This window comes from Vibrio pectenicida (genome assembly GCA_024347015.1).
Lineage (GTDB): Bacteria > Pseudomonadota > Gammaproteobacteria > Enterobacterales > Vibrionaceae > Vibrio > Vibrio pectenicida.
In genome coordinates this window covers 938,044-950,506 of the sequence record AP024890.1, presented here as the reverse complement: position 1 = coordinate 950,506, position 12,463 = coordinate 938,044, and the positions used below count along the sequence as shown (strand labels likewise).

Here is a 12,463-nt window from a genome sequence, read left to right as displayed (position 1 = left end):
CTCCTGTTGACCTAATACGATAATGTAATCGCAGTTAAAATTTGAAAAGTTGCGTTGGAGGAAGCTTTATGTCTGACTAATGTAACATTTAGCCTTGAATCGGCAAATCTGTATTTGCTCCCCATTCAGTCCAAGATCCATCATATATAGATAGGTTTTGATAACCTGCAATCTGCGCTGCAACTAAAATAATTGCTGCTGTGACACCAGAACCACAACTAAACACATATTGTGTTTTATTATGGTCCATCGTATTCAACAGAATCCGCTTGAGTTCTGTAGGGGATTTGAGCTTATGACCATCGATTAACTGCAAAAAAGGCAGGCATACAGAATTTGGAATATGACCAGAGCGGATACCACCCCTTGGTTCAGTAACCTTTGCATTAAAGCGGTCATGTGAGCGAGCATCAAGGATCTGACAACTGGAATTATCTATATTGTTCAAGATAAAATTAGAGTCTACAAAATAACTGGGGTGTAACTGTCCACTGAAATTGCCCTTAGAAAAAGTGTTTTGATATGAGGTCACTGTCTCTAGACCTTCATTCTTCCATTCAGACAGGCCACCATCGAGGATATACACCTCGACATGCCCCAGCGCTTTAAACATCCACCAAGCCCTAGGTGAAGCAAAAGTACCGCTATTATCATAAACAACAATAATGGAGTTTTGATTTATGCCAATGCCACGAGCAAGGCTATTAAACCTTTCCTCTGAAGGCATCATATGTGGTAGTAAAGAACTAGGATCGCAAAAGACTTTATCGTAATCAAAACGAATGGCGTCAGGAATAATATTATGTTTATCATTGGGTGGAGTCGATGGTACCTGAAAGTCGATACTAGCGTCCAAGATAATGAGTCTTCCAGTCTCACGTAGTTTTTGTACCTGTTTTGGTGTAACAATTGGTGACATAAATATTCCTTTATAAATCTGTTTATTTTGCGTTTGTACAGGGCTAAGCAAGGCAGGTATTGTGACTTAACTAGACTCCATACCACATACAATACAGTGGACTATCTTGATTAGATTCATCTCTCTCCACGACATACTCATACCATCCAAATGCAAAACTTTTCCTTGTTTTGATTGGCCGAATCTTGCAATGACTTTAATCGCCTCTAATGCTTGTACTGTTCCAATAATACCAACAATAGGGGACATCACACCGGACTCTACACAACTCAAATCTGTGTTTCCGATTAGTGAACTTAAGCACTGATAACATGGTTGGTTATCATCTTTATAGGTAAAGACGCTAACTTGTCCTTCCATTCTTATTGCAGCTCCCGACACCAAGGGTACTTTGAGCTTATAGCAAATGCTATTAAGTTGATTTCGTGTTTCAAGGTTATCTGAACAATCCACAACCAAAGTATGTTGTTTGATTTCAGATTCAAGTTCTAAGGAGTCTAAGCGCTTAGCAATAGGGCGGATATTTAAATACGGATTGAGTTGTTTGAGTGAATCTGTAGCAGAATGAACCTTGTATTGTCCTTGATTTATATCCTGATGCAATACTTGCCTATGTAGGTTAGACAGTTCAACAATGTCATCATCAACCAAGGTTAAAGAGCCGATTCCAGCAGCAGATAAATATTGGCTGGCAGCACAACCAAGGCCGCCGATGCCTATCACAAGGATTGTACTTTGCTTTAGTGCTTCCTGGCCCTCAAAATCAAAATCTTTAAGAATGATTTGACGGTTATAGCGCAGCATTTCCTGATCAGAAAGAATGGTCAAACTGTTTCCTAATAAAGTGAAGAATTAAACAATTGAATATTGACCGTATCACCCACTTCAATATGACCACGATCTTGTTCAAGAACGGCAAAACAGTTGGCTAAACTCATCGAACGAAAAGCCCCGGAGCTTTGATTTCCAGTAGTTTCAACAAAAAACTGACCATTTTCAATGCTGTAGATAGCACGTTGATAGTCTGTACGTCCTGGTGATTTTCTAAAAACAGAGCGTGTTTTTGCAGGAATAGATTCAGGCTTTTGCCAGTAAGTATGCCCAGCTAATTTTGCTAAAAGAGGTTGGACTAAAACATACATAGTAACGACAGCAGAGACAGGGTTGCCAGGAAGTCCGCAGAACAAAGCGTTTGGTAACGTTCCAAAAGCGAATGGTTTACCCGGCTTGATGGCGAGCTTCCAGAAATCAATTTTTCCTAAATTCAGTAATATTTCCTTGGTGTAATCTGCCTCGCCTACACTAACACCACCAGAGGTAACAACAACGTCAGCCTTAGATTGAGCTTTCCTGAAGGTTGCTTCTAACTCGACTGGGCAATCTGGAATAATGCCAAGGTCAATTGCTTCACAACCAAAATTTTCAATCAAAGGTTTTATACCATAGCGGTTACTATCGTATATTTGCCCTGCTTTGAGAGGTTCGCCAAGTGAAACAAGCTCATCACCGGTTGAAAAAAAGGCCACACGTGGTTTACACAGCACAGTTACATGGCTGATGCCCAAAGTTGCGATCATCGGGATATCACGTGCTGTCAGTCGAGAACCTTTCGCTACAACCAAGTCACCTTGAGAGATATCATCACCCTTAGGACGAATGTTATTCTGTGGTTTGATATTAGATTGTTCAAATATGACACCTTGCTCCGTCACCGTGGCGTTTTCTTGCATAATGACAGCATCACAACCATGAGGGATTTGCGCCCCTGTCATAATTCTAATACAGGTATGCTCAGGCCAAAGGTCATTAAAAGGCTGTCCTGCATAAGATGTTCCCGATATAGGTAAGTAGTTGTTACTGCTTAAGTTAGCAATGCGAACAGCAAACCCATCCATCGCAGAGTTTGCGAAAGGTGGAACGAAAATAGGAGAGTAGATGTCCTCTGCAATAACGTAGCCAATGGCGTCGATTAAGGGGAGGGGGAAACTAGTCTGAAGTGGTTTGATTGACGATAACATTTTGTTTATCGCGTCATCAATTGGCATTAAGCCCGGTGCATCGCAGCAACCCATCATATTAACCCTAAATTTTGTTGGTTTCACACTCAATTTGGTAGTGATTATGGTATCACACATAATTGTAGTCACAATAATAGCCACGGATAAAATATGGGTGTAATTCAGTAAAAATACGAGTATCCTTATCAGCCGAAAAAGCTACCCCACTTTTATTTTGCTGGGAACCGTAGCCACTCCAGGCGAGTGAATTATTTTTGGAGCAACACATGTAGTAGTTTGATGTTGAAACGGCAAACAAACTTTGAGAGGAAGTAGGATGTCAGATCTGAGTGAATCCGCAATATTGGTAAAAAAGGCGTTAGAAAATCGTGGTCTAGAGACGCCAATGCAACCGAACCAGATTAGTCGAGAAGAGAAGAAAGAAAAAATTCAGCATCATATGCGTGAAATTCTAACTCTGCTTGAGCTTGATCTTACAGACGATAGTCTTGAAGAAACGCCACATCGAATCGCAAAAATGTATGTTGATGAAATTTTTTCTGGCCTAGATTACTCAAATTTCCCCAAGATTACTGTTATCGAAAATAAGATGGATATGAGTGAGATGGTGCGTGTAAAAGACATCACTGTTACTAGCACTTGTGAACACCACCTTGTAACCATTGATGGACGCGCAACCGTTGCATACATTCCTAGAGGAAAAATCATCGGCTTATCTAAGATTAACCGTATTGTGCGATTTTTCGCTCAGCGCCCTCAAGTTCAGGAAAGAATGACCCAGCAGATTTTAGTCGCATTGCAAACCTTGCTTGAATCAGATGATGTTGCAGTGACTATCGATGCCACTCACTACTGCGTGAAATCAAGAGGTGTTATGGATGCCACCAGCGAAACGACGACTACAGCTCTTGGTGGTATTTTTAAGAGTAATCCAGCCACACGTTATGAATTTCTGCATGGTATTCGCTAGAGTTTGAGCTTAGCTAACGATTACATGAACCGCTTCTCGTCCGAAGCGGTTTTTTACTTTGAACGGTCAACACAAATCCTACCCGTTGGCTATTTTTGAGAGTTTCCCTGTGACAAACACATTTAAAAGTCTAAATATAAAACCTGAATTAATTGAAACACTCGATAGTTTAAAATTTATCGAAATGACGCCTATCCAGCAGCGAACATTACCTATTGTTTTGCAAGGAAATGATGTTATAGGACAGGGTAAAACAGGTTCGGGTAAAACCGCAGCCTTTTCTCTTGGCCTATTAAGCAACCTCAATGTTAAGCGCTTTCGTGTTCAGTCATTGGTTCTTTGTCCCACCCGTGAATTGGCGGATCAGGTTGCACAAGAGATACGCTTACTTGCCCGAGGTATCCATAATATCAAAGTATTAACTTTGTGTGGTGGTATGTCTATGGGCCCGCAAATTGGATCCCTTGAGCATGGCGCTCACATACTGGTGGGGACACCTGGACGTATTCTAGACCATCTATCTAAAGGTCGAATAAATTTAGAAGAGATCAACACATTAGTACTAGATGAAGCCGATAGAATGTTAGATATGGGATTTGAAGACGCTATCGATGCAATTGTTGAGCAAGCACCTAAAGCAAGGCAGACCTTATTATTTAGTGCGACATTTCCAGAAAATATAGAGGTTCTAGCAGCCAAAGTTATGCAAGAGCCGCAAATGATAAAAGTTGAATCGACACATCAACTTACAACCATTGAACAGCAGTTCTACCAACTTGAGACACGACAAGATCGAGATGAAGCACTGGAAGCATTACTTCTAACACATAAACCAGAGTCTTCAGTGGTATTTTGTAATACTAAAAAGGAAGTTCAGAATGTAGCTGATGAGCTTGTCTATCGCGGTTTTAGTGTTGTAGAACTTCATGGCGATATGGAACAACGCGATCGAGAACAATCACTTACTATGTTTGCGAATAAGAGTATCTCCATATTAGTTGCTACCGATGTGGCAGCTCGCGGGTTAGATGTAGACAATTTAGATGCAGTATTTAACTATGAGTTATCTCGTGACCCAGAAGTTCATGTTCACCGTATTGGTCGAACAGGTCGTGCTGGTGCAAAAGGTGTTGCTTACAGCTTTTACAGTGAAAAAGAATCATACCGTGTTGCACGAATTGATGAATACATGGATATTGAAATATCTCCAGCCACCTTACCTGAAAAACCGCTTGAAAAACCTTTCTACCCCAAGATGCAAACGATCCAAATCTTGGGTGGAAAAAAACAAAAAGTTAGAGCTGGTGATATTTTAGGTGCACTAACGAAGCAAGCCGGTTTGGACGGAAAGAAAATAGGTAAGATAAAAATCTTATCTATGGTGTCTTATGTTGCGGTCGAGCATGAGCTTGTAAAACCAGCTCTTAAACAACTCCAAAACGGAAAGATGAAAGGTAAGAATTTTAAAGCTCGTGTAATGAAGTAGACGCATTATCCATTGAATAATGTGCTTAAGAGGCCTTACATGATAATAATTCAGTAAGGCCTTAATTATAAATACTTAACTATCAAACAAATATAAGTACTCGCCATAGCCTTGTTGTTCTAATTCTTCCTTAGGAATAAATTTCATTGCAGCGGAGTTCATGCAGTAGCGCAAGCCTGTAGGTGCAGGTCCATCTTTAAACACATGCCCTAAATGTGAATCCGCAAACCTACTTCGTACTTCAGTTCTAGGATAAACAAGGTAGTAGTCTGTCTTTTCAGCTATATACCCCTCATTGATTGGCTTAGTAAAACTTGGCCAACCTGTACCAGATTTATATTTGTCTGTTGAGGAGAACAAAGGCTCACCCGAGACGATATCTACGTAAATGCCATCTTGCTTGTTATCCCAATACTCATTCTTAAAGGCTTTTTCTGTACCTTCTTTTTGGGTTACGTAATACTGCAAATCAGTAAGCTTGGCCTTTATTTCTGTATTTGAAGGTTTTTTGTAGGGCTTAATGTTGGCAACTACATTGTGTTTATCAATCAATTGACGGAGTGTTATAGGGTTCTTTTCTCGGTCATCACCAAAGATATCATCTAGATATTGATCGCGACCTGAGGCGTAACGATAGTAGTTGTAGCGAATCTTATTATGCTTGTAGTAGTCTTGATGATAAGCTTCAGCTGGCCAGAATTTTGAGAATTCGGTCAGTTCAGTTTTGAGAGGTTTCTTAAAAATACCGAGGTTGTCGATTTCATCCATAAAGTCTCGAGCAATTTTCTTTTGTTCAATGCTATGGTAAAAAATGGCTGGACGGTATTGTGGACCACGATCAACAAAGGAACCTTTACTATCTGTCGGGTCTATATGACGGAAAAACTGGTCAAGTACCTGTTCATAACTGACAGTCTTTGGATCGAACTTCACTTCAATGACTTCAATATGACCTGAATTTCCTGAAGATACCTGCTTGTATGTCGGGTTTTCTAGCTCACCGCCTGAATATCCAGACACCACATCAATAACGCCATCTAACTTCTCAAGATCAGATTCAGTACACCAGAAACATCCACCAGCTAAGGTTGCAATTTCATAGTTACTATTACTTGTTTCTTTTTTAACTTCGGTTTTCGCTGTGCCAAAAAATGATACTAGGGCCGCAGTTAAAGCTAGAGCAGAAACGACTATCTTTGACTTAACTTTCATATCAACCTCTTCAAATACTTTTTCTTTGGTTAATAAGAAAGGTAAGACTCGGAAAAAATTACACTCAAAATCACTTTTTGCAAAATAAAGTTAAATGAAAATAAAAAAGGCAGCACTAGGCTGCCGCTACTTGTTAACCTAAAATTGCTAGCCGAGAGCAGGAATAACGCCGCTAGTAATAAGAATTTGAGCTGTAATAATTACAACCCCTACAGTACCGCTAACCAGCAAGCCTAGATTACCCCCCATCACTTGATAACTTGCTTGGCTATTATCAATAACACGAGCTTTTTTGACCATCAAAATAGGCAAGAAAATAGCGAGTATAGCTAGAGAGATAGCCGCATACCCAAGAGCCATAATAAAACCTTGTGGATAAAAGAGCGCAAATCCCATCGGCGGCAAGAAGGTTATTAAACCAATGACAATTCGATTAGAAGGCGCATTTTGCTTGTTAAAGCTATCCCCTAAAAATTCGAATAACCCTAAACTAACACCCAAAAACGAAGTTAATAATGCAAGGTCAGCAAACACACCGATAGTTTGGCTAAGGCTTGATTGATGGACTTTGGTCGATAAGGTTGTGATAAGTCCACTTAACCCTTGGTTATCAATTAATGCTTCTTGACTTACGACTCCGAGAGTCACAATTTGCCAGAAAACATAAATTAGTAGGGGGATGGAGGAGCCGATAATGATGGCTTTGCGTAATGATGGAGTATTCCCGTCTAGATAGTTGACTATCGCAGGTATACTACCGTGAAACCCAAAAGAAGTGAAAATTATCGGAATAGCAGCAACAATTAAGCCTTGTTCAATTGGCATACTGAGTAAATACGATTCAGTGACATTGGGTGCAAGAAAGCTTAGCGCTATGGCCATGGCAACCAGTTTGATGGCAAATAAAATACGATTGACTTTATCGACCGTACTGGTACCTATGATCACAACTGAGGCGACGGCAAAAGTAAATAATATAGTCGATGATGTAGCTGTTAACTCTAAGCCGGTGAAATAAGCTAGACGATCGCCAAACTGAGCGCCTCCTCCTGCAATGTAAGCAGCACAAAGTGAATAGAATAAAAAGAGCATAGAGAAGCTAGCGACCCATTTTCCTTTGTTCCCCAGAAACTGTTTAGCGAGAGTATGTAAAGTAGCTCTCGAATCGGCATGTTGGTGTAATTCAACCATCAATAATGCGGTATATGACATAAGTGCCCATAACGCGAACATAATGATTAGTGATGCAGAAAACCCTATCCCAGCAGAGGCTAGTGGCAGAGCAAGCATACCAGCACCGATAGTGGTTCCGGCAATGATCAAAGTGCTACCCAATACTTTCGACTTGTTCATGTATATAATTCTTTACAGTTGTTGTGTTGAAATATTAAGATTTATATCTATAACAAATTCGATCTTAAATTCCTAGAATAGAAGCATTCTGCAAATTACTTAGGATAATTACAAGCCCGATGTACATTTTTTTGTTCAAACCTGTAGTTAATAGTTTACATATTTATGGGTTGATAAAGGTAAATCTTACTCAACTCGATGAATGTCTTGAATTGTTAGATGCTATGGAAATTGGGTTTAACCTGTCAGATTATGAACAGGAAACTAATGAACGAACTGAAGAAAACTTTAACTAATAACTTTTTATACCTAGAACTCGATAAGAAGCCAGTGAAAAACGCTGGTTTTGTGCTTTTATCATATCTCTATTTTGAAACGCTTAAACAACACTACGTTGAACCTTCGAAAGCTACTTTCGATGTTTTAGACTAAACGCATCGAAAATATTTTGATAGAATCCTAACCCCGTTTGATCTGGAAAATTACCATGCCTTCATTCCACCAGTTAGGCTTATCTCAAGTACTAACTAATACGTTAGATAAATTAGGTTTCAACATTCCAACACCAATTCAGGAGCAAGCTATCCCTCTTGTATTAGAAGGAAAAGATGTGCTTGCGGGTGCACAAACTGGGACAGGTAAAACAGCAGCCTTTGGTCTGCCGCTGTTGAATAAACTACTAGAAAAAGAAGCGAGTCGAGATCGACAGTCTAATGATGTGTTAGCATTGGTCATTGTGCCAACACGCGAGCTGGCGCAGCAAGTATTCGACAGCCTGACTTCTTATGCCGAATCGACTCAGTTAAAGATTGTGACTGCATATGGTGGAACCAGCATCAATGTTCAAACTCGCAATCTACAGCAAGGATGTGATGTTCTAATTACAACGCCGGGTCGGCTTCTTGACCATTTATATTGTAAAAACATTAACTTAAGAAAAACCAAGCATTTAGTTTTAGACGAAGCAGACCGTATGCTAGATATGGGCTTTATGCCTGATATCCAACGTATTTTGAAGCATGTCAATCCTGAGCGGCAGACATTGTTTTTCTCAGCGACTTTTGATAAGCGAATCAAAACTATTGCACACCGATTAATGGATAAACCTACTGAAATTCAAGTCACACCATCTAATAGCACGGCTGAAACCGTTAAACAGATGATTTATCCAGTAGACAAAAAAAGAAAAGCTGAGTTACTGGCGTATTTGATAGGCTCTCGTAATTGGCATCAAGTACTGGTTTTTACAAAGACCAAACAGGGTACTGATATACTAGTAAAAGAGCTTAAACTCGACGGGATTAACTCGGCATCCATTAACGGCGATAAAAGCCAAGGAGCTCGTCAAAAGGCGCTAGATGATTTTAAATCGGGTAAAGTTAGAGCGCTTATCGCGACTGATGTTGCTGCTAGAGGGTTGGATATCAATCAATTAGGTCAGGTCGTAAACTTCGACATGCCATACAAAGCAGAGGACTATGTACATCGTATCGGCCGCACAGGTCGTGCTGGTCAAAAGGGTTTAGCTATATCCTTGATGAGTAAGGATGAAGAATACTTGCTTGAAGCAATAGAAAGCCTCTTGGATACACGTTTACCACAAGAATGGCTGCAAGGTTTTGAACCAAGCAAAGAAGTAAAGCAAGAGTCTGAGTGTAACCAAGGTAGGAGCAGTAATAGTCGTTCTGCAGCAAAACGTAAGTTAAAAGCCCAGTTTAAAATCCACTCTAACCGAGGAAAGCACAAACGACCCAATAGATAAATTTGTTAGGCAAAAGGATTTGATATGCATCTTGAGTTACTTTCTGAAGGTTGGAGTGAACAACTTTTGCAATTCGAACTTCAAAATAAAGAATGGTTTGAATCTATGATCCCCTCTCGAGAAATTGATTTTTATTCTTTAGAAGGAGTCAAAGAACACATCCAGTTATTTTTGCTGGAATATAAAGCCAAAACGTTAATCCCAATGTTAATCGTTGATGATAGCGGAATTATACTTGGTCGAGTAAATGTTTCTAACGTTGATTATCGGAAAAAGCTCGGTCATATAGGGTACCGGGTTGGTAAAAATTTCACAAATCGTGGTTTAGCAAAGTTTGCAGTGGCGAATATGACACGAATTGTTGAAAAGTTAGAGATCTTGGAGCTGGTTGCATATGCATCAACAACAAACCTGGCTTCGCAAAAAGTATTATTGGCAAATGGTTTTAAACCTATCGATCTGGTTTCAAACTACGCAGAATTAAACGGAAATCCCATTAACTGTATTGAGTTCCAGCTGTCGATTAAATGATTAAAAATGTACTTTTTTGGACGAAGAAAAAACGAATACATTAAAGTAAATGCAAACTAAAGTACTAACATTTAGCAACAATTCTTATCTAGGAACAGTATTTCACCTTGAATGCATACTATTAAAAAGCATTAAATATCAACTACTTACATTAGATGCATGTTTTTCTTCAACATAGACACAATATTTATCAGCTTGACTTAACTTAACCATGCACTATTACTTACCGATAGTATCTTATTTTATTAATACTGAAGGAACAGTGCCGGAGTCACTATGAAAAAAACCCTAGCTTTGCTTTGTACAGTTTTAGCGTCTACATCAGTTTTTGCAAAAACCAACGTAGTGATATATGGGGACGATTCTTACCCCCCTTATTCTTACGTAGACAGTGGACGTATGACAGGGATCTATACAGTTGTATTAGAAAGTATTTTTTCTAAAATGCCTGAATACAATGTAACTATTAAAGGGGTGCCATGGAAACGGGGCTTATTGGAAATTGAAGGAGGAAAAAGCTTTGCTCTTTACCCTCCATACAAACGACCTGAGCAGCGTCCATATATGGAATATGATATGTCTATATTGGATGAAAAACTCGTTGTGGTTTGTCAAAAGTCTGTATTAAGTTCACCGAAACCAAATTGGCCAGGTGACTATATGGGCTTGACCATAGGCAATAACTCGGGCTTCTCAGCCGGTGGAGATGAATTCAGAGCTGCTGTTAAAGCGGGAAAAATCAAGCTATCGGAAACCAAAGGAACCCCAAAAAATCTTCTTAAACTTATTGCCGGACGTGTTGATTGTTACATGAATGATGCATTATCAATACAGTGGGAATTGAAAAAGCTTCAAAAAGAAGGTAAGTACAACGGACAGAGTATAGTTGAAGGGGCGACTATAAGCTCAGAGCAAGGATTCCTTGGTATCGCTACTAAAGCAGGTAAATTCCCGTTCAAAGATGACTTTAAATCTCAGTATCATAAAATACTTTCTGAGATGAAAGCCAGTGGTGAGGTCGATCAAATTATCCAAAAATTTGTGAAGTGATGTATCAAATATTTTATTAAGCGGGAGGTTATCCTCTCGCTTTTTTAATAATCATATGTGACTAAAATAAAGTAATAAAGCTATTCAATTAAACCAATGTTTATATTCCTATATTAAAATACATACCGACTATATTTTATATTATTTTTTAAGTTATAGGGATATTATATCCTATATAATAAAGACTTAATTTTACAAGCAATTGATTCAATATAATATCTCTATTGGTAACTCATCAGAAAAACGAATCAGTGACTGGCTACACTTTTAAAATCATGAATAGTGATTGAAAAAATTAATGATGTTTATTTCTTTATCAAGAATATAATATTAATTGCTAAAAATTAGTTATCTCGTGCAAGTTATTCTATGTAAATAAGCTAAATTACCATTACCTAAACTGAATTTAAGACGTTAGACTCAATTTCAAAGTATTGACGTTCATTTGTCACCTCCTTATGTTTCTAAACGCTATAATGTTGACTAAAATTGACAGCTGATGCAGTTTACCTAGCAGTTTTGGTAATGCTTCAATGTTCAATATGGATGATTTGTCTTTATAGGATATAACAGGGTTTAATACATGGATTTTAAAGTGGCTGTATATGGCGATTACGAGCGCATTGCTTCACTGCACACACAAAGCTGGAAAATGTTCTATCCAGGTTTTTTAGCACCACAATATCTTGATCATGAAATAATGGCTGAAAGGCGAGTTATTTGGCAAACTCGCCTAATCAATCCCCCCTTTAACCAACATGTTTTAATGCTTGAAGAAGGAGGCTTATTATGTGGCTTTATTTGTGCGTTTGGTAATCATGATTTTGAAAAGGGAACCTTCATTGACGCTCTACATGTCGATTCTAACTATCTGGGAAGAGGGCTAGGTATAAAACTGATATCTCAGTTAGCACAATGGGTTGTGAAATATTTTCCTAATAATGGGGTTTATCTACATGTCATCAAAAGTAATCATAGGGCTGTCAGATTTTGTGAATACCTAGGTGGAGAGTTTGTTCAAGAGCGGATTTGGAAGGCACCTTGTGGTACTCAAATTCCTGAAATTGTATACGGATGGGAATCAGCGGTTGGGTTGCTCAAAAATACAATGTGCCATGAGAGCAGAGCAAACTGTATTCAATTGAGTTAACCAATTATCACT

At 38.9% G+C, this 12,463-nt stretch carries 12 protein-coding genes; 7 read left to right on the top strand and 5 right to left on the bottom strand.

Features of this window, described 5'->3' with window-relative positions; all coding sequences use genetic code 11:
- Nucleotides 1-88: 88 nt before the first annotated feature.
- The 3 genes from OCV27_RS19260 to moeA form a co-directional block, all read right to left on the bottom strand.
- Nucleotides 89-919 carry a sulfurtransferase gene (locus tag OCV27_RS19260; RefSeq protein ID WP_125323336.1) on the bottom strand — a complete coding sequence of 277 codons (831 nt, stop codon included), beginning with the start codon at nucleotides 917-919 and terminating at the stop codon, nucleotides 89-91.
- 66 nt (nucleotides 920-985) lie between these two features.
- On the bottom strand, nucleotides 986-1,747 hold the full coding sequence (gene moeB, locus OCV27_RS19255; protein ID WP_125323337.1) for a molybdopterin-synthase adenylyltransferase MoeB: 762 nt from the start codon (nucleotides 1,745-1,747) through the stop codon (nucleotides 986-988).
- A gap of 8 nt (nucleotides 1,748-1,755) precedes the next feature.
- Nucleotides 1,756-2,991: a molybdopterin molybdotransferase MoeA gene (moeA, locus tag OCV27_RS19250; protein WP_125323339.1), complete on the bottom strand. Its 1,236-nt coding sequence runs from the start codon at nucleotides 2,989-2,991 to the stop codon at nucleotides 1,756-1,758.
- Between the two features lie 262 nt (nucleotides 2,992-3,253).
- On the opposite strand from moeA, the gene folE reads away from it, so the two are divergent.
- Together folE and dbpA are read left to right on the top strand one after the other, a co-directional pair.
- Nucleotides 3,254-3,907, top strand: a complete 654-nt coding sequence (gene folE, locus OCV27_RS19245) for a GTP cyclohydrolase I FolE (RefSeq protein WP_125323338.1) — start codon at nucleotides 3,254-3,256, stop codon at nucleotides 3,905-3,907.
- Nucleotides 3,908-4,016: 109 nt separating this feature from the next.
- Nucleotides 4,017-5,393, top strand: coding sequence for an ATP-dependent RNA helicase DbpA (gene dbpA / locus OCV27_RS19240; protein WP_337969452.1), 1,377 nt, complete (start codon nucleotides 4,017-4,019; stop codon nucleotides 5,391-5,393).
- Between the two features lie 75 nt (nucleotides 5,394-5,468).
- Here dbpA and msrB read toward each other — a convergent pair whose 3' ends face one another.
- Entirely contained in the window at nucleotides 5,469-6,605 is a 1,137-nt protein-coding gene (gene msrB / locus OCV27_RS19235) for a peptide-methionine (R)-S-oxide reductase MsrB (protein WP_171360691.1), read from the bottom strand.
- A gap of 147 nt (nucleotides 6,606-6,752) precedes the next feature.
- Nucleotides 6,753-7,958 (bottom strand): aromatic amino acid transport family protein, encoded by a 1,206-nt coding sequence (locus OCV27_RS19230; protein ID WP_125323367.1) that lies wholly within the window; start codon nucleotides 7,956-7,958, stop codon nucleotides 6,753-6,755.
- A gap of 119 nt (nucleotides 7,959-8,077) precedes the next feature.
- Between OCV27_RS19230 and OCV27_RS19225 the strand changes: the two genes are divergently transcribed.
- The 5 genes from OCV27_RS19225 (at nucleotide 8,078) to OCV27_RS19205 (ending at nucleotide 12,451) form a co-directional block, all read left to right on the top strand.
- The gene (locus OCV27_RS19225) at nucleotides 8,078-8,254 is read left to right on the top strand and encodes a hypothetical protein (protein ID WP_337969486.1); all 177 of its coding nucleotides are present in this window, start codon (nucleotides 8,078-8,080) and stop codon (nucleotides 8,252-8,254) included.
- 191 nt (nucleotides 8,255-8,445) lie between these two features.
- Nucleotides 8,446-9,720, top strand: coding sequence for a DEAD/DEAH box helicase (locus tag OCV27_RS19220; protein ID WP_125323368.1), 1,275 nt, complete (start codon nucleotides 8,446-8,448; stop codon nucleotides 9,718-9,720).
- A gap of 24 nt (nucleotides 9,721-9,744) precedes the next feature.
- Complete coding sequence (locus OCV27_RS19215) at nucleotides 9,745-10,251, top strand: GNAT family N-acetyltransferase (protein WP_125323369.1); 507 nt, start codon at nucleotides 9,745-9,747, stop codon at nucleotides 10,249-10,251.
- 276 nt (nucleotides 10,252-10,527) lie between these two features.
- Complete coding sequence (locus OCV27_RS19210; protein ID WP_125323370.1) at nucleotides 10,528-11,301, top strand: substrate-binding periplasmic protein; 774 nt, start codon at nucleotides 10,528-10,530, stop codon at nucleotides 11,299-11,301.
- A 583-nt stretch (nucleotides 11,302-11,884) separates the two neighbouring features.
- Nucleotides 11,885-12,451, top strand: coding sequence for a GNAT family N-acetyltransferase (locus OCV27_RS19205; protein WP_125323167.1), 567 nt, complete (start codon nucleotides 11,885-11,887; stop codon nucleotides 12,449-12,451).
- The last annotated feature ends 12 nt before the right edge of the window (nucleotides 12,452-12,463 follow it).